The sequence below is a fragment of the Streptomyces sp. NPDC020965 genome (assembly GCF_044333555.1).
Lineage (GTDB): Bacteria > Actinomycetota > Actinomycetes > Streptomycetales > Streptomycetaceae > Streptomyces.
In genome coordinates this window covers 309880-326891 of the sequence record NZ_JBIRRE010000005.1, presented here as the reverse complement: position 1 = coordinate 326891, position 17012 = coordinate 309880, and the positions used below count along the sequence as shown (strand labels likewise).

Annotated in this window: 14 protein-coding genes, 1 pseudogene and 1 CRISPR repeat array; of the genes and pseudogenes, 7 read left to right on the top strand and 8 right to left on the bottom strand. The window is 71.3% G+C overall.

The window, feature by feature from the left end; genetic code table 11:
• The first annotated feature begins 22 nt into the window (after nt 1-22).
• The 4 genes from ACH4S7_RS17910 to ACH4S7_RS17895 all read left to right on the top strand — a co-directional run bounded on the left by ACH4S7_RS17910 (nt 23) and on the right by ACH4S7_RS17895 (nt 6242).
• Complete coding sequence (locus tag ACH4S7_RS17910; protein ID WP_398522151.1) at nt 23-1090, top strand: CdaR family transcriptional regulator; 1068 nt, start codon at nt 23-25, stop codon at nt 1088-1090.
• A 219-nt stretch (nt 1091-1309) separates the two neighbouring features.
• Complete coding sequence (locus ACH4S7_RS17905) at nt 1310-2437, top strand: glycerate kinase (protein ID WP_398522150.1); 1128 nt, start codon at nt 1310-1312, stop codon at nt 2435-2437.
• A 171-nt stretch (nt 2438-2608) separates the two neighbouring features.
• A complete protein-coding gene (locus tag ACH4S7_RS17900; RefSeq protein ID WP_398522149.1) occupies nt 2609-4036 on the top strand; it encodes a GntP family permease in 1428 nt (475 codons plus the stop codon).
• A gap of 148 nt (nt 4037-4184) precedes the next feature.
• A complete protein-coding gene (locus ACH4S7_RS17895) occupies nt 4185-6242 on the top strand; it encodes a PhoX family protein (protein WP_398522148.1) in 2058 nt (685 codons plus the stop codon).
• Between the two features lie 80 nt (nt 6243-6322).
• Here ACH4S7_RS17895 and ACH4S7_RS17890 read toward each other — a convergent pair whose 3' ends face one another.
• On the bottom strand, nt 6323-7267 hold the full coding sequence (locus ACH4S7_RS17890) for a peptidoglycan recognition family protein (protein WP_398522147.1): 945 nt from the start codon (nt 7265-7267) through the stop codon (nt 6323-6325).
• 503 nt (nt 7268-7770) lie between these two features.
• Nucleotides 7771-8218: a CRISPR direct-repeat array (repeat unit 21 nt; unit sequence GTGGTCCCCGCGCGTGCGGGG).
• Nucleotides 8219-8300: 82 nt separating this feature from the next.
• On the opposite strand from ACH4S7_RS17890, the gene ACH4S7_RS17885 reads away from it, so the two are divergent.
• Nucleotides 8301-8735 carry a hypothetical protein gene (locus tag ACH4S7_RS17885; RefSeq protein WP_398522146.1) on the top strand — a complete coding sequence of 145 codons (435 nt, stop codon included), beginning with the start codon at nt 8301-8303 and terminating at the stop codon, nt 8733-8735.
• A gap of 5 nt (nt 8736-8740) precedes the next feature.
• On the top strand, nt 8741-9097 hold the full coding sequence (locus ACH4S7_RS17880; RefSeq protein ID WP_398522145.1) for a flavoprotein: 357 nt from the start codon (nt 8741-8743) through the stop codon (nt 9095-9097).
• 43 nt (nt 9098-9140) lie between these two features.
• Here ACH4S7_RS17880 and ACH4S7_RS17875 read toward each other — a convergent pair whose 3' ends face one another.
• Both ACH4S7_RS17875 and ACH4S7_RS17870 read right to left on the bottom strand, forming a co-directional pair.
• On the bottom strand, nt 9141-10316 hold the full coding sequence (locus tag ACH4S7_RS17875) for a CopD family protein (RefSeq protein WP_398522144.1): 1176 nt from the start codon (nt 10314-10316) through the stop codon (nt 9141-9143).
• An 83-nt stretch (nt 10317-10399) separates the two neighbouring features.
• The gene (locus ACH4S7_RS17870; RefSeq protein ID WP_398522143.1) at nt 10400-10621 is read right to left on the bottom strand and encodes an EF-hand domain-containing protein; all 222 of its coding nucleotides are present in this window, start codon (nt 10619-10621) and stop codon (nt 10400-10402) included.
• 104 nt (nt 10622-10725) lie between these two features.
• On the opposite strand from ACH4S7_RS17870, the gene ACH4S7_RS17865 reads away from it, so the two are divergent.
• Nucleotides 10726-11364 carry a GNAT family N-acetyltransferase gene (locus ACH4S7_RS17865; RefSeq protein ID WP_398522142.1) on the top strand — a complete coding sequence of 213 codons (639 nt, stop codon included), beginning with the start codon at nt 10726-10728 and terminating at the stop codon, nt 11362-11364.
• 49 nt (nt 11365-11413) lie between these two features.
• Here the strand turns inward: ACH4S7_RS17865 and ACH4S7_RS17860 are convergent, their stop codons facing one another.
• The 5 genes and pseudogenes from ACH4S7_RS17860 to ACH4S7_RS17840 all read right to left on the bottom strand — a co-directional run bounded on the left by ACH4S7_RS17860 (nt 11414) and on the right by ACH4S7_RS17840 (nt 16945).
• A complete protein-coding gene (locus ACH4S7_RS17860; protein ID WP_398522141.1) occupies nt 11414-12634 on the bottom strand; it encodes a YncE family protein in 1221 nt (406 codons plus the stop codon).
• The gene (locus ACH4S7_RS17855) at nt 12634-13464 is read right to left on the bottom strand and encodes a polysaccharide deacetylase family protein (RefSeq protein WP_398522140.1); all 831 of its coding nucleotides are present in this window, start codon (nt 13462-13464) and stop codon (nt 12634-12636) included. The genes ACH4S7_RS17860 and ACH4S7_RS17855 overlap by 1 nt, the downstream gene beginning before the upstream one ends.
• 628 nt (nt 13465-14092) lie before the next feature.
• A pseudogene (locus tag ACH4S7_RS17850) lies at nt 14093-14605 on the bottom strand (ATP-binding protein); the annotation flags it as partial.
• Nucleotides 14606-14836: 231 nt separating this feature from the next.
• Nucleotides 14837-15610 (bottom strand): enoyl-CoA hydratase/isomerase family protein, encoded by a 774-nt coding sequence (locus ACH4S7_RS17845; protein WP_398522139.1) that lies wholly within the window; start codon nt 15608-15610, stop codon nt 14837-14839.
• A gap of 81 nt (nt 15611-15691) precedes the next feature.
• Nucleotides 15692-16945, bottom strand: a complete 1254-nt coding sequence (locus tag ACH4S7_RS17840) for an Ig-like domain-containing protein (RefSeq protein ID WP_398522138.1) — start codon at nt 16943-16945, stop codon at nt 15692-15694.
• Nucleotides 16946-17012: the final 67 nt, after the last annotated feature.

Genomic DNA, 17012 nt, shown 5'->3' with positions numbered 1-17012 from the left:
AGGTCACGGGTATGTTGGCCCGATGATCGCCGGCAACACCGCCCAAGCCATCGTCGATGACATCGTCGGCCGCCTCGGGGTCAACGTGAACATCATGGACGAGCAGGGAGTGATCACCGCCAGTGGTGATCACTCCCGGGTGGGCAGTCGCCATGAGGGCGCCCGGAGGGTGCTGGAGACGGGGCTGCCGTTCGCCGTGACCGGGGAAGAGGCGCGGTCGCTGAACGGCACCCGGGCCGGGGTGAACCTTCCACTGCGGCTGAACGACGAGATCGTCGGGGTCGTCGGGGTCAGTGGTGAGCCGCGCGAGGTGGGGGAGATCGCGCGGGCCATCGCGCGGATGGCCGAGCTGATGGTGTTGCAGCAGGCGTTCCTCGGTGAGGCCGGGTGGCGCCATCAGGTGCGGCAGCAGATCGTCGAGGACCTCATTGCCGACCGGTTGACCGTGGCGAGCTGGCGTCAGCGCCAGCAGCTCGCGGGGTGCCGGGTGGAACCCCCGTACTCCCTCTTCGCGCTGAGCCGTGGCCGGACCGGCGCGCCCGATGACCCCCGGGACCTCTACCGCTGGCTGGAAGTGGACGAGAGCGCCGTGCTGGTCGCCGCCGACGCCGAGGGGACGGTCTGGGCGGTGGCCGGCGGAACCGCCGCCGTGGCGCTGCGGCGCCGGCTGGCGATCCTTCAGGAGACCGGCGGGGACATCGGCACGCTGGACGCGGGGAAGTCCGCGGACTTCGCCGCGCTGGTCGAGCGGACCGGGCAGGCCGTGTTCGCGATGCGCAGGAAGCCGGCCGGTGAGGTACGGCTGGCCGATATGGAGCTGCCCGCCCTGCTCGCCAGGATCGATCCGGACATCAGGACCGCGACGGCCGAGCGGATCCTCGGCCCGCTCTCCGCCGAGCTGCGCCACACCCTCCGGGTCTATCTGTCCCACAACCGCAGTCTCGGCGACGCGGCCCAGGCGCTGAACGTGCACCGCAACACCCTGGCGTACCGGCTGGGGCGCATCCAGCACCTCACCGCGCGCGATCCGCGTTCGTTCCAGGACGGGGTGGTCCTCCAGATCGCGCTCCACCTCACCGAGCTGGAGTAGGGCTCTTTCGGATCTTGGCGGGCCCCACCGCATGGGATCTTGCCGGGCTTGACCGGATGACCGGAACGGCACCTTGTGCACCGCGCACAATCCAGCCTGTGCGCAGGCCCGGAATTTCGTTGCCCCGGCCAATTCTTGCCGCGGCTCCGGGTCCCTAGAGTTCCGACACAGCTCACCGGACTCCCGATTGCGCTGATTCCTCCCGAAGGGCCTGGTTCCGTGCGTGTCGTCATCGCTCCCGACTCCTTCAAGGGCAGCCTCACGGCCGGCGCCGTCTGTGCGGCCATCGAGACCGGCGTACGCCGGGCCCTGCCCGATGCCGACGTGGCCAGGGTGCCGATGGCCGACGGCGGCGAGGGGACCCTCGACTGCGTCCTCGGCGCGACCGGTGGACGCGAGGTCACCATGACCGTCACCGGTCCACTGGGCCGCCCGACACCCGCGCGGTACCTGCTCGGGCGGGACGCGGCGTACGGAGTGGTCGAACTCGCCGCCGCATCGGGACTGCCGCTGGTGGCGCCGGACGAGATGGATCCGCTGCGGGCCGACACCACGGGTACGGGTGAGCTGATCGCCGACGCCATCAGCCGCGGCGCCCGCGATGTGCTGGTCTGTATCGGCGGCAGTGCCAGCACCGACGGCGGAACGGGCCTGATGCGCGCGCTCGGCGTCCGGTTCGAGGACGCCGACGGGGTGGCGCTGCCGCCCGGTGGCGCGGCCCTCGCCCGGCTGGCCCGCGTCGACACCGACGGCGTGCCGGAAGCGGTACGGCGCACCAGGTTCCGTATCGCCTGCGATGTGACCAACCCGCTGACCGGACCGGCCGGCGCGGCAGCGGTGTTCGGCCCCCAGAAGGGGGCCACCCCCGATCAGGTGCGGCAGCTCGACGACGCTCTCCACCGCTTCGGTGAGGTGCTCGCCGGACAGTTCGGGGTACGGGTGCACGATCTCCCCGGTGCCGGGGCGGCCGGGGGCACCTGCGGCGGCATGGTCGCCGTGCTGGGGGCCGAGCCCGTCAGCGGCTGTGAGCTGGTCGCCGACCTCGTCGGGCTGGAGGCCGCGCTGACCGGTGCCGATCTGGTGATCACCGGCGAGGGCCGGCTCGACCGGCAGAGCGCGGGCGGCAAGGTCGTCTCCCTGGTGGCCCGGCTCGCGCGGAAGAACGGAACGCCGGCCGTGGCCCTCGCCGGACAGATCGTGCCCCCGGTCGACGAACTCCACGACATCGGGCTCACCGCCGCCTTCAGCATCGCGGACGGGCCCCGGACGCTGGCCTCGATGACCGAGTCGGCCGCCCACCTGCTGGCGTCGGCGGCGGAGCACACCGTACGACTGCGCCTCGCCTGACGCACCCCCCGCCGCCTCCCCCACCTCGCCCCCGCCGTTCCCCCTCCTGACGCGCAGGGCCCGTGTCCGCTCCGGACCTGCGCCCTCCCGTCCCCGTACCCGCCGCGCGGCCCGTCCCCGTACCCGTAGGCCCGTCCCCGTACATCCCCGCGCATCCCCGCAAGGAGCCCCATGAGCACCTCCGGACCCGCCCTCCTCGCCGCGTTGGCGGCGAGCATCGGCCTGATCATCCTGTTGTGCGGCCGGTTCAGGATGCATCCGTTCCTGGCCATCGTCCTCGCCACCTACGGGTTCGGCCTCGTCGCGATGGGCATCGGCGCCGCGACCGGTTCGGAGAAGCCCTTTGTCGACAAGCTCGGCACCACCATCGCCGAGGGCTTCGGCTCCATCCTGGCCAGCATCGGACTGGTGATCCTGTTCGGCACGATCATCGGCAAGGTGCTGGAACGCACCGGCGCCGCGGTGACGCTCGCGGAGGCCGTGCTGAAGGTCGTGGGCAAACGCCATCCCGCGATAGCCATGTCCCTGATCGGCTGGGTCGTCTCCATCCCCGTCTTCTGCGACTCCGGCTATGTGGTGCTCTCGCCGCTCCAGCGGTCGATCGCCCGGAAGACCGGCAAGAATCCGGTGGTCCTGGGCACCGCACTCGCCACCGGTCTGTACGCATCACACACCTTCGTGCCGCCGACCCCCGGCCCGATCGCCGCCGCCGGAAACGTCGGGATCGGTTCCGACGGCCTCATCTGGGTCATCCTCTTCAGCATCCCCGTGTCGCTCGTCGCCGCGCTCGCCGGCCTGGTCTGGGCGCTGCGCCGCACCGGCCACCTGGAGAGCAAACTGCCCGACGCGCACCAGACGTTCGAGGAGTACAAGGAGCAGTTCGACCACCTGCCCAGCCTGACCCGCGCCCTGACCCCGATCATCCTGCCGATCGTCCTCATGGCCATCGGCTCGGTCGCCGCCTTCCCGGCCGGGGACGGCACGCTCGTCGACGGCGCCTTCGGCAGTCTGCTCAAGGACCTCGGCGCCCCGGTCAACGCCCTGCTGATCGGCGTGATCCTGGCCCTCGCGCTGCTGCCCCCGAAGCGCGACGCCAAGGCGCTCACCACCTGGGTGGCCGAGGGGCTGGTCGACGCCGCCCCCATCCTGGTCATCACCGGCGCGGGCGGCGCGTTCGGCGCGGTCATCAAGGGCACCCCGATGGCCGACTACATCGCCTCCCTCATCGGCGACGGCTCGGCGGTCAGCGGTCTCACCGCACTGCTCGTGCTCTTCGGCCTCGCCGCACTCCTCAAGACGGCGCAGGGCAGCAGCACCGCGTCACTGATCATCACCTCCACGCTGGCGCAACCCCTGCTGCCGGCGCTCGGGCTCGACGGACAGCTCGGCGCGATCCCGATCGGGCAGGTGCTGGCGGTGCTGGCGATCGGCGCGGGCGCGATGGTGGTCAGCCATGTCAACGACTCCTACTTCTGGGTCGTCTCCCAGTTCTCCGGTATGAGCGTGAAGACCGCCTACCGTGCCCAGACGGCGGCCACCCTCGTCCAGGGCCTTGTGGCACTGGGCGCGGTCCTGATCCTCGGGGCGTTCCTGCTGTGATCCCGAGCCGGGGGGCGTCCGCCGCGTCGTCCCCCGGGCACGGCGAGGCCGGGGGCGTCCGTCCGTCGTCCCCCGGGCACGACGACTCCCTGACCGTCCCTGTCGGAACAACCACCGGTGCGCGGTACGCGCGCCGAAGGAGGAATCCGTGCGTGATCAGTTGCCGCTGCTGAGTGCCACCCCGCACCCGGGCGGGCGCTCCGCGCTCACCTGCCGCTACCGCTGTGGTGACGCCTGTTTCCAGGAGGTGCCCAACGCCAGCGCCAACGAGTACGCCGGTGACATCATCGCGGGCGCCCTCTCCCGCCGCTCGATGATGCGCGCCGCGGCCGTGGTGACCGTCGCAGCGGCCACCGGTACCGCCGTCGCGGGTCCCGGTGGCGGTGCACCGGCGTACGCCGCCGGTCCCGCGGTCCGGGACGGCCGGCCCGGGCGCGCCGACGGTGCCCGGGGGCTGCGCTTCACCCCCGTACCGCCCAATGGGACCGACGCCGTCACCGTCCCCGGCGGTCATGACCAGGCCATCGTGATCCGGTGGGGCGATCCGATCCTGCGCGGCGCGCCCGCCTTCGACCCGGAGCGGCAGACCGCCGCCGCGCAGGCCGGACAGTTCGGCTACAACAACGACTTCCTCTCGCTGCTCCCGCTCCCCGGTGAGCGGGGCAGGCAGATCATGGTGGCCAACCACGAGTACACCAGCGAATGGCTGATGTTCCGGGGGTACGACCCCGAGAACCCGACGCGCGAACAGGTCGAGATCGGCTGGGCCGGGCACGGGCTGTCCGTGGTCGTGGTCGAGGAGGAGCGGGGAACCGGCCGGCTGACCCCGGTCACCCGGCACCGCCTCAACCGGCGGCTCACCGCCACCAGTCCCTTCGAGCTGACCGGCCCCGCGGCCGGCAGCCCGCTGCTGACGACGTCGGCCGACCCGACCGGCGCCCGGGTGCTGGGCACCTTCAACAACTGTGCGGGCGGCACCACCCCGTGGGGCACCACCCTGCACGGCGAGGAGAACATCAACAACTACTTCGCCAACGGCTCCCGCGCCACCGACAGGCGTTACGGTCTCGCCACCGGAGCCACCGAGCGCAAGTGGGAGCGGTTCGACCAGCGCTTCGACGTGGCACGGGAGCCGAACGAGGCCCACCGGCACGGCTGGGTGGTCGAACTGGACCCGTACGACCCCGACTCCACTCCGCGCAAGCGGACGGCGCTCGGCCGATTCAAGCACGAGGGGGCACAGCCCCGGCTGACCGACGACGGGCGGCCGGTCGTCTACATGGGCGACGACGAACGGTTCGAGTACTTCTACAAGTTCGTCTCATCGAAGCGGATGAGACGGGGCACCTCCCGGGCCGCCCGCGAGCACAACCTCACCCTCCTCGACGAGGGCACGCTCTATGTCGCACGGCTGACCGGGGACAGTCCCCAGGACATCGACGGCTCGGGAGCACTGCCGGGCGACGGCGAGTTCGACGGCTTGGGGGTCTGGATTCCGCTGGCCACCGGCTCCGTCTCGCACGTCCCGGGGATGACCGCCGAAGAGGTGTACGTCTTCACCCGTCTCGCCGCGGACAAGGTCGGCGCGACCAAGATGGACCGCCCCGAGGACGTCGAGCCGTCGCCGCGCACCGGCCGGGTCTATGTCGCCCTGACCAACAACACCGACCGGGGCAAGGCGGGCAAGCCGGGTGCGGACGAGGCCAACCCCCGCAACCTCAACAAGCACGGCCAGATCCTGGAGCTGGCCGAGCACCGGAACGACCCGGCCCGCGAGCGCTTCGCCTGGCGACTGTTCCTCGTCGCGGGCGACCCGAACGACCCGTCCACCTACTTCGCGGGCTTCCCCAAGGACAGGGTCAGCCCGATCTCCTGCCCGGACAACGTGGCCTTCGACGCGCACGGCAATCTGTGGATCTCCACCGACGGCAACAAACTCGGCTCGAACGACGGGCTCTTCGGCGTCGCCACCCACGGCGAGCGCCGCGGTGAGCTGAAGCAGTTCCTGACCGTACCGGTCGGCGCCGAGACCTGCGGTCCCGTGATCCAGGACCGTCGGGTCCTGGTCGCCGTCCAGCACCCCGGGGAGACCGACTTCGCGACGGTGGAGAACCCCGGCAGCACCTGGCCGGACGGACCGGGCAGGCTGGTCCGGCCCGCCGTGGTCGCGGTCTGGCGCACGGACGGCCGGAACATCGGCGTCTGATCCCCCCGCCGGGGGGCACAGCGGTGGCCACGACCCGTACGGCGTCGTGGCCACCTCATCCGGCGCGAACCCCGGTCGGGTCAGGTGGCGTAGTCGCCCGTGACCGTGCGGTGGGTGAGCAGGACCGGAGTGCCGTCGGAGGTGCCGATCCGCACCTTGAACCGCAGATGCTTCCCGGCCGGGACATTGATGTTGTGCAGGAACTGCACGCCGCCCGATGCGCGCAGCGGGCCGATGTCGCCGTACCCGCTCTCGCCGCTGACGCCGTCCGGGTTGGTGAGGTAGAACCGCCCGGTCACCGTCGCGTCGGGCGCGGTGTCCGAGGCGAAGGTGAGCTGCACATACGTCGGCCCGACGAGCACGCGCGGACCGGCGTGGATGACGGCCGGCGAGTCACCGGCGAACGCCAACCCGGTCCAGACCCCGTCCGGCAGCTCCACGTCGAGCTGGTTCTGCTCGGTCAGCTTGGCGATCGCCATGTCGTTCTCCTTCGGTGGTACGGGCGGAGCGGGCGGCTTTCCTGGACTCGGTCTCGGCGCGCCGCGCTGCACCCACGCGTACAGCGGGTTCCCGGGACAGGCGGTGGCATAGCCGTCACGATGCCCGCCGATCCAGTTACCCGCGTCGCCCTCCCGGCGCAGATACTCGATCGCGTCCCGGATGCCGTTCAGCATCGCGTCCGTCGGTTCGGTCAGCCCGGAGGAGCCGAGCAGCGCGCAGACGGCGTAGTCCTGCCGGTTGAGAGCGGCGTTTCCATTGGCGCCGGTACGTTTATGGGCGCCCCGGCCCTCGTACACGGTGCCGTGCTCGCAGACGAGCATGTTGTAGGCGATGTCCGAGTAGTTCTCGGTGGGGTTGGCCAGGTGCTCGGCACGGATCTTCCGCACGTAGTCGTCGCAGAGCTGGTGCCCCCGGGACGCGTACGGGCTGCCGAGATAGTGCACCTTCACCCCTCGGGCACTCGCCATATAGGCCGCGGCCGAAGTCGCCGGTGCACCCCAGCCGGAGCGTCGGACAAGCTTCATGTGGAGGTCCTCCCGGTTTTGGAGAGGCGCTGAAGCCGTCGACGCGGCTCCAGAACAGTGGCGGTACGGATGGTCCGAAGACAAGCTAGTACGCCTGACGGGCACGACCCGCACCCTGGGTGCTTCCCATGCTGAAGGGAGATGCCCCGCGGTGCGGGGGCATACGCCCTCTGTGACGCAGCGGTGACGAACTGCCATAAATCTCCACGTGCGCCTGGGTCTCCAGGGGCTGGGCGCTCCAGGCCGCGCGGAGTCGGGCTCGCGCTGCGAGAATTTGCAGGCTGGGACGCCGGCTGACCGATCGGACCTCGTGATGACTTCGAGCGTTGTCGGGGCGGTCCTGGCCGAATTGGGCGTTGGAGGGGAAGATGTGACACGTGAGCTGCGCACGGACGCGGTACGGACTCAACGCGGATCACCAGCGAGATAAGGCGCTTATGTCCGAATCCCAGGAAGTGGTCAAAAACAGGCACCCACCGGAGTAAAGATGCAGGTCACGGAGGGTGGTCCCCGCGCGTGCGGGGTTGTTCCCGACCCGACGGCACTGGGGACCCCACCAACGCCGTGGTCCCCGCGCGTGCGGGGTTGTTCCCACCAGACCACCGCCCACCACTTCAGGGGGACCGTGGTCCCCGCGCGTGCGGGGTTGTTCCCGGACTCCGGCCGCTGGTGATCACGGCGGTGGAGTGGTCCCCGCGCGTGCGGGGGTGGTCCCGACCGCAGGGTGTTCCGACACCTCGAACGCCAGTGGTCCCCGCGCGTGCGGGGGTGGTCCCCAGCGACCGTCGGCGACCACCGGACCGCGTAGGTGGTCCCCGCGCGTGCGGGGGTGTTCCCCCACCTGCTAGGGAGAGAAGCCGACCCATGGAGTGGTCCCCGCGCGTGCGGGGGTGGTCCCGTGACCGGGATGACCTTTGACCGTCTTGAGTGGTGTTCCCCGCGCGTGCGGGGCTTCAAGGGGTGTGGCGCCGCCCAGTAGCGGGCTTGCGGCCCGCAGCCATCGTGTGCCCATTGGTCGGGGCGGGCGCCGGACATGGACACGGTGGCGGCGCCGCCCCGGTCGGCGGACTGGCTCCGCGATGATCTCGGCGCTCTTGAGGAGCTGACGGGACACCAGGTCCGGTCGCGGTACAAGCGGCCGGGGGAACCGGATGTGTGGCCGAAGGCGGACGTGATTCTGTTCGCGCCCGTCACAGCCAACTCGCTCAACTCCTGGGCGCTCTGCCTCAGCTCGACATTTGTCGTCGGCGTCGTCGCGGAGGGCATCGGGAAACGGATCCCCACGGTGGCCATGCCGTGCGTGAACGCCGCCTATGCGGCTCACCCGCAGATAGACCGGTCGGTGGAGACTCTGCGCGCGGCCGGTGTCGAGGTGCTGTACGGGGAGAACGGATTCGTCCCGAACCCGTCGGGCGAGCGGAATCCGTACCCGTGGCGGGCAGCCGTGGACAGAGCGCTTCAGAAGTAGACACCATGCGAGGCCGGCCCGGCGCCCTCCCCAAGGCCGACGCCATGCTGGTCGCACCCCTGAGCTGCACGAGCCTGAACAAGTGGGGTGCGGGCATCGCTGACACCCTGGCCATCGGTCTGGTCTCCGAGGGGGTGGGCCTGGGTGTGCCGGTGGTGGCCGTGCCGTACTTCAACCGGGCGCAGGGGCGCCAGCCGGCGGTGAGACGCAGTGTCGCCGACCTCCGGGCCCAGGGCGTGGCGTACCTGGACGGAGCGGAGGGGTACGAGCCCCATCCTCCGAAGCGGGGCGCTCCGGAACTGTTTCCCTGGGCCGTGGCACTCGCCGCGACGGAGCGGGCCGCCTCACGCGGGAAGACGTAGCCGGGTGCGCCTTGGAGTAACCGCTCGCGGGCGACGCGCGGGCTCAGCGGATGCCCAGTTCCGTACTGACCCAGTGCGGGTCGGGAACCACCGTCAGCAGTGCCGACACCAGCAGGATCACGCCCAGGAAGGCCAGTTCCACCCGTGCCGGGGGTACGGCGTCCGGGCGGGCGCGGAGCATGCGGTGGCGGGCGGTGGCCGCGAGGGTGCAGGCCACGGTCACCAGCAGTAGTTTGGCGATCAGGACCCTGCCGTACGCCGAGGTGAGGACCACGTCCAGGGGGAGCCTGCGCAGGGTGGAGAACGTGCCGGTGACGGCAAGCAGCAGGAGGGGCAGGCCGGCCAGTCTGGCGTAGCCGGCGAGGGCGGCGAGGGCCGCCGTGCGGTTGGCGCGGCGGGTCCACAGGACGCGGAGGGCGTGGAGGAGTCCGCCCGCCCACAGGGACGCGGCGGTCAGGTGGACGAGGGTGAGCGCCGTGCCGATCTCGGGCGTGTACGGCTCCGGGTGGGCGCGGAACGACTCCGTGACGACGACGAGGACCAGCGGGGCGAGGGCGAGCAGCGGGCGGCGCGGGGTAGCGCAGGCGGCAGCGGCGAGGAAGCCGTTGGCCATCAGCAGGAGGAGTCGGCCCTCGCGGGTGCCGTAGGCGGTGACGATGTCGATGTCGTTGACGGCCGCCACCAGGACGATCTGGCCGGCGCAGGCGGCAGCTCCGGTGAGGGCCGCCGCGCGGGACCAGGCGCGGGGCAGCGGACCGGGGCCCGCGACGCGGGTGCCGGCGAGTTCGCCGAGGTGGACGGCGAGTGCGGCGAAGACGGCGGTGCGCAGCAGGGTGGTCGTACCGGCTGCGGGGATGCGCAGTTCGCCGGTGCCGTGGGCGGCGTACCTGGCGCCGAGTACGGCGATGGCGAGGGCGGCGATGGCCGCCAGGATGACGGGGAGCGCGGCGGCCGCGCCCTTACGGGGGCGGGCGTGGGAGCCGGGGAGCGCCGCACCGGAACGACCGGAGGGCCGGTGGGGTTGGCGATGGGTGTGGGGCCCCGGGAACGCGGAGGGTCGGCGGAAATCCGGATGGGCGTCGGGCCCCGGAAACCCGAAGGTCCGGTGGCAATCCGGATGGGCGTCGGGCCCCGGAAACCCGGAGGCCCGGTGGGAATCCAGGTGGGCGTGGGGCCCGGGGAGTGCCGGGTCGTGGTCATCGCCGGGCGTGGGATTCATGACGGATCAGGCCGTACCGGGCGGCGCCGGCCGGCCGGGGCGGCTCCCCCGGCGCCTCCGCCGGGGGGAGCCGCTCCGGTGGATCAGGCCACGTCCTTGTTGATCGAGTTCCAGAACTCGTCGAAGGTCAGCTGACCGTCGCCATTGGCGTCCTTGGTCTTGATGATCGCCTCGGCGACCGTCTCGGTGACATGGAAGTCGCCCAGCTGCGCCATCACGCTCTTGTACTCCGCCGCCGTGATCAGGCCGTCGCCGTTCACGTCGTAACGGTCGAACGCCCTGCGCGCCTCTTCGATGTCGGCCACTGCTTCCGCCCCTCCTGGGTACCCTGTCGCACTACTTGATGGAGATCAGATTATCCGTACGGGCCGGAGAGGTCGGCCCGCGGGGCATCGGCGATCATGGGTGGATGAGCGATGAACTGACCCGCGTCCTGGAGGCCGCCGCGCGCGGTGAGTACCCGCCGATGGACGGGGGCACGACGGTGATCGGGCAGCCGAACGCCCGCGACTGCGGAGTGCTGGCGTTCACCGCCCACTCGGTGATCTTCACGGACGAGGACCCGGAGTGGATACGGGAGCGGTTGGCCGCCACTCCGTCGGATCCGTTGGCGGCCTCGGCGCATCCGACGTTCCTGGCGGCACTGCTGGCGCGGACGGGCCGGAAGCTGGACGCCGTCGACCTGCTGACCGTGGCCGACGCGCTGCCGGGCGAACCGGGCGTGGAGCTGCGAGAGATCGAGGATCCGGGCCATCCCCGGGTGGCCGGGGCCCTGGTGCGCAGGGACGGGGTCCGGATCTGGGCCGCCGACGGCGGGGTGCTGATACTCGGCCGGGGTGTCGCGGGGCGCTGGGAGTGCTCGATCGAGGTGGACGAGGAGGCGCGCGGTCGGGGTCTCGGCCTCGAACTGGCGACGGCGGCCCGTCAGCTCGTGCCCGGCGACGTGGTGTGGTCACAGCAGGCGCCCGGGAACGCCCGCAGTGTGCGGACGTTCCAGCGGGCGGGCTTCCGGCCGGTGGCTTCGGAGGCGCTGCTCTTCGCCACGTAGGGGATACGGCGGGAAGGGGGAAGGCAGGGCGGGGGAAGGGCGCCCGGGGTCAGCGGAAGACGCCGGTGTGGCCGAGTGAGTAGCGGCCCGGCTGCGGATAGACCGCGAGTCCGTGCGGGCCGTCGCCGACCGGGATGCGGGCGAGCTGTTTGCCGGTCCTCGTGTCGATCGCGTACACCTCGGCGTCGTACCGCCCCGACAGCCACAGCACCTTGCCGTCCGCCGAGACACCGCCCATATCGGGGCTGCCGCCGTCCGGCAGCCACCACTTCTTGGTCAGTTTGTTCTTGGTGAAGTCGAAGATGGAGATGGAGCCCTCGCCCCGGTTGGGGATGTACATCTCCTTGGAGTCCCGGCTGACGTAGAGCCCGTGCGCGCCCTCGCCGGTGGGCATGAGCCGCGGGGTGGTGAACTTCTCGCCGTCGAGCACCCACACGCCGTGCGCCATCATGTCGGCGATGTAGAACGTCTTGCCGTCCGGCGAGATCTTCACATCCTGCGGCATCGCGCCCTCGAAGGGCAGTTTCTGCTGGGCGACGACGGTCATCCGCTCCGTGTCGACCTTCAGCAGTTCGCCGGAGAACTCGCAGGACACGATGAAGTACCGCCCGTTGGCGGAGAAGTCGGCATGGTTCACGCCGTAGCAGGAGACCGGGGTGGTCTTCACCCGGTTCATGGTGCGCGGGTCGCGGAAGACGAGTTCGCGGTCGAGGGAGGCCATGACGACGGCGTGTCTGCCGTTGGGGGTGAAGTAGAGGTTGTACGGGTCGTGCACCTCGACCGGCTCGCCCGGCTTGCCGTTCGCCGGGTTGATCGGGGTGAGCGTGTGGCCGCGGTTGTTGTTGACCCAGAGGGTCTTCAGGTCCCAGGACGGGACGACGTGCTGGGGCTGGATGCCGACCGGGATCGTCTCGACCACCTTGTACGTGGTGGGGTCGATCACCGAGACCGTGTTGGAGTTGGTGTTGGGGACGTACACCCGGGACGGGAACTTCCGCACCGCCGGCGAGAGCTGCCCCGGCCGGTCCGCGGCGTAGATGTCCTTCGGGTCGAGGACCGGGGGCATCCCGGGCAGTCCGGCCGGGGCGGTCCGCACCGGTTTCGCGGGGGCGGCGGCCCTGGTCCCGCCCGCCTCGGTGCCGTTCGCGCGGGTGCCGGGGTGGTCGGCGCCGGTGCCGCACCCCACAGCGAGGACGATGAGGGCCCCGGCGCACAACGCGCCGGCCGACCTGGTGAGCGGGGATCTGAGGTGCGTGGTCTTCGGGTGCATCAGCTCAGCAGCTCCGTGGTGGTCACCGCGCGCAGTCCGCGGCGGTTCAGATCGTCGAAGAGGGCGGGCATCGCGGCGACCGTGTCCGCGTAGCCGAAGTGCAGGCTGACCACCGATCCGCGCTGGATCTGCCCGGCGACGGTGCGGGTCACGGCCGCGCCCCCGGGCGAGGTGGAGTCGAGGGAGTCGAGGTCGTACGAGAGGACGTGCGGATAACCGGCCCGGTGCGCCAGCCGGATGAGCGACGGGGTCGCGTACTGCGTACGGGAGGGCCGGAACCAGGTGCCGATGGAGCCGGTGAGCCTGCGCAGGCGCCCGGCGCACCCGGTGATCTCGGCGTACGCGTCGGCCTCGGACATCTCCGTGACGGTCAGATGGCGTTGGGTGTGATTGCCGAGGTCATGGCCGCCGTCGAGGACCCGGCGGGCGAGGTCGGGGTACTGGTCGAGCCAGCCGCCGACGGCGAGCACGGTGAGCCGGGCGCCGGCCCGTTCGGCTTCGGCGAGCACGGCGCGGGCGGTGGCGGGGTCGCCCGCGCCGTGGAAGGTGAGGGCGACCCGGTCGCGGTCCCGGGGCCCATGGGTGATCTGCGCGGGCTGCCCGGGGAAGCGTCGGGGGCCCGGCGCGGGGCCCGCCGCGCGGGAGGGCGGGGCCGGTCGGGCTCCCGGCCGCTCCGGGGTCCCGCTCGCGCCGGGCGTCGGCGGGGTCGGGGCGGCGGGCGCGGGCCGGTCACGGGCGGGACCGCCGGTGGCGCAGCCCGTGGCGAGGGCGCCCGCGACGGCGGCCCCCGCTCCTGCGCGCAGTGCGTGGCGGCGGTCGATCGAGGTCACAGAAAGTGAGATTAGAGGTGATATGGGCAAAAAATAATGATTGCCACACTTTGCCACCCCTGCGGGTCGCGCCGATCTGATGCGGACAGATCAAGGAAACATTCGCTAGGGGCGAAGTTTATGCGCTATATACCAGGTGGGTGACCTACCCCACCTGTGATTCATGAGCGATATGTCGAGAATGGTGGACTATGACGGTGTTGCGGATTTGGGTGACGCTTCCCCGTCTGCCATAGTCGAGGGAACGACCCCCATTGACCCGGGCCAGGTCGTCGTCAGCCGCCGTGGATACACCCCCCCATTCCACGGCGCTTCACAGAAGCCCCCGGCACGCCGTATCCCCGGCCAGCACGGGGGCTTCTGCGTGCGCCGTCGCACGTGTGGTCCCGTCGCGCCGCGACCCCGGCACCCGTGGTGCCTGCGATACCCGTGGTGCCTGCGATACCCGTGGTGCGCGTGGCGCCCGCGGCGCCGTCGCGGTCGACCCTGCACACCGGCCCGCCGCGCCTCAGAGCTCGGGCGGAGACGGGAGCGGAGGCGCGGAGGCAGCCAGAGACACGGAGGCGGGCAGAGGCGCGGACGCAGGCAGAGGCGCGGACGCGGGCAAGGGTACGGACGCGGGCGCGTGGCGCTCGGTGACCCGCATCTCGAACCAGGTCGTCTTTCCGCGCGGCAGCAGATCCACCCCCCACCGGTCGGAGAGCTTGTCCACGAGGGAGAGCCCCCGGCCGCTGATGTCCATCGGCTGGACCGGCAGCAGACAGGGCAGCCCGCGCGAGGGATCACGGACCTCGATCCTGATCCACCCCCGACGGCGCAGCATCCGTAACCCGAAGACCCGCGCACCGGTGTGCCGGACCGCGTTCCCCACCAGCTCCGAGACGAGTAACACCGCGTGTTCGGCGGTGGTGGCGGAGAGCGCCCACTGCCGCAGGGCGACGCAGTGCGTCAGTCGCCGCGCGACGGCCGCGGATTCGGGGCGGGAGGCGAGGCGGACCTCTCCTTCCGCCGGGTTCCCGTACAACTCGACGGCTTTCAGGGCCTGTTCGTCCTCGGGTGCGGTCACCCACCGAGGTGCGGGCGCACTGTCGCGCTGCCGCGGTTGTTCCACACCTTCGAGGCCCGCCATGCCCACCATCATGGCCGCAACGCGCGACTTCCGTGGTCGTTCCAGCGGAATAGGGCCCCGGACCGCGATCACTCCGAGGGCCTCCACCGGCATATGACGGCGGCGTCATGCGTACCCGTACGCCCGCGCTGAGCTGCATTGACACCTCGTCAATAGGAGCCGAACGGAGCCCTGACCCCCACTTTCCACACGATGCGCTGACGGTGGACCCACCGTGGGGAATTGAGCCTCCGCGGGCCGCGATCAGCCGAAGACCGCCTTGCCCGGCCCCTCCTCGACGAAGCTGCGCATCCCGCGCTCGCGGTCCTCCGTCGCGAACAGCCCGGCGAACCAGTTCCGCTCGATCGTCAGCCCGGTGTCGATGTCCGTCTCCAGACCCGCGTCGATGGACTCCTTCGCGGCCCGCAGCGCCAGCGCGGGCCCCTTGGCGAGCCGGGCGGCCCAGGCATGAGCCTGCTCGTACACCTCGGCCGCCGGCACCACCCGGTCCACCAGGCCGAGCGCGAGTGCCTCGTCCGCCCGCACCTGGCGGCCGGTGAAGATCAGGTCCTTGGCCTTGGCGGGGCCGATCAGCCGGGCGAGCCGCTGGGTGCCGCCCGCGCCGGGGATCAGCCCGAGCAGGACCTCCGGCTGGCCGAGCTTGGCGTTCTCCCCGGCGATCCGGAAGTCGGCGCAGAGCGCCAATTCGCAGCCGCCGCCGAGGGCGTAGCCGGTGACCGCCGCGACGACGGGCTTCGGGATGCGGGCGATGGCGGTGAACGAGTCCTGGAGCCCCCGGGACCGTAGGACCATCGCCGCGTGGTCCATCTCCCGCATCTCCTTGATGTCCGCGCCGGCCGCGAACACCTTCTCCCCGCCGTACAGCACCACGGCCCGGACGTCGTCGCGGCGGGTCGCCTCGTCGGCGAGTTCGCGCAGCCGGTCCTGCATCGCGATGTTCAGCGCGTTCATCGGCGGGCGGTCCAGCCGTACGGTGCCCACGCCGTCGGAGACCTCGAATGTCACTGTCGTCGTCATGGCGGCAGGTTAACCGGCACGACGACAGCGGGCCCGGTGCTGTCGGTCACAGCACCGGGCCCGGCGTACGGAGGTGACGGACTACTTGATCCACTCCGCCCAGGGCATGTTCCAGCCGTTGAGGCCGTTGTCCGGGGCTATCTGCTTGTCCTGGGAGTTCTTGACGATGACCACATCGCCGATCAGCGACTTGTCGTAGAACCAGGCGCCCGGGGTGTTCCCTCGGCCGCCCTGCGCGTCGCGCAGGCCCACACAGCCGTGGCTGACGTTCGCGTTGCCGAAGGCGGACGGGGCCCAGTAGTTGCCGTGGATGAAGGTGCCCGACTGGGACAGCCGCATCGCGTGCGGCACGTCCTCGATGTCGTACTCCCCGCCGAAGCCCACGGTGGCGCCGTTCATCCGGGTCACCTTGTACTTCTCGCTGATCACCATCTGACCGTTGTAGGTGGGGGTCGCCGCGGCACCCGCCGTGATCGCGATGTCCTTGATCTGACGGCCGTCCCGGACGACTTTCATCCGCTTGGACTTGGCGTCCACGGTGGATATCTGGCTGCGGCCGACGGTGAACGTCACCGTCTTGGCCTGCTTGCCGTACACACCCGGGCGGCCCTCGACCCCGTCCAGATCGAGCTTGACGGTCACCTTGGTGCCCGCGGCCCAGTACTTCTCCGGCCGGAAGTCGAGCCGGTCGTTGCCGAACCAGTGGCCCTCGATCGGCACCGCCGGCGCCGCGGTCACCGTGATGGCCTTCTCGACGGCCGCGGGGTCGGTGATGCCCCGGCTGAACCGCAGGGAGACCGGCATCCCGACGCCGACCGTCGACTTGTCCTCGGGGGTGTACTCCCCGATGAAGGTCTTCTTCGGTACGAGGGTGGTGAAGCGGGACGCCCGGACGGTCTCGCGGCCGTCCGCGTCCTTGGCGACGGCGCGCACCCGGTAGGCGGTGCCGGACGCCAGATGCCGCGCCGGCTGCCAGGAGGCTCCGTCGGCGGCGATCCGGCCCTCGACCGCGGCACCGCTCTTGTCGTTCTGGACGGTGACCGTGGTCAACCGCCCCCCGGCGGCGGTGATCCGCAGGGCGCCTCGGGTGGCGACCGCCGTCGCGCCGTCCTGGGGCGCGACGGTGACCACCGCCCGGGAGGTCGTGTTCCCGACCGTGTCGCCCTTCGTGGTGCCGCCCTTGCCGTCGCCCTTGCCGTCACTCCCGCCGGGGTCGCCGCCTCCGCACGCCGTGACCAGCACCAGCAGTGCTCCGACGGCCCCGGCGATGGCGACGGACGTCCGCCGCCGACCGGCCCCGATCGTTGCCCCCGATATCGGATGCCCGTTCTTCATGTTCTCTCCCCTTCGCACGGCCTGGCCCCCGCCACGCCCCCACGCCCGCGCGTCTTGCGTACGCACG

Bases quoted from the DNA above. Each gene is read 5' to 3' on its own strand.
- ACH4S7_RS17885 (WP_398522146.1), top strand. From the start codon at position 8,301: ATGGACACGGTGGCGGCGCCGCCCCGGTCGGCGGACTGGCTCCGCGAT.
- ACH4S7_RS17840 (WP_398522138.1), bottom strand. From the start codon at position 16,945: ATGAAGAACGGGCATCCGATATCGGGGGCAACGATCGGGGCCGGTCGG.
- ACH4S7_RS17845 (WP_398522139.1), bottom strand. From the start codon at position 15,610: ATGACGACGACAGTGACATTCGAGGTCTCCGACGGCGTGGGCACCGTA.
- ACH4S7_RS17880 (WP_398522145.1), top strand. From the start codon at position 8,741: ATGCGAGGCCGGCCCGGCGCCCTCCCCAAGGCCGACGCCATGCTGGTC.
- ACH4S7_RS17865 (WP_398522142.1), top strand. From the start codon at position 10,726: ATGAGCGATGAACTGACCCGCGTCCTGGAGGCCGCCGCGCGCGGTGAG.
- ACH4S7_RS17875 (WP_398522144.1), bottom strand. From the start codon at position 10,316: ATGAATCCCACGCCCGGCGATGACCACGACCCGGCACTCCCCGGGCCC.
- ACH4S7_RS17890 (WP_398522147.1), bottom strand. From the start codon at position 7,267: ATGAAGCTTGTCCGACGCTCCGGCTGGGGTGCACCGGCGACTTCGGCC.
- ACH4S7_RS17900 (WP_398522149.1), top strand. From the start codon at position 2,609: ATGAGCACCTCCGGACCCGCCCTCCTCGCCGCGTTGGCGGCGAGCATC.
- ACH4S7_RS17910 (WP_398522151.1), top strand. From the start codon at position 23: ATGATCGCCGGCAACACCGCCCAAGCCATCGTCGATGACATCGTCGGC.
- ACH4S7_RS17860 (WP_398522141.1), bottom strand. From the start codon at position 12,634: ATGCACCCGAAGACCACGCACCTCAGATCCCCGCTCACCAGGTCGGCC.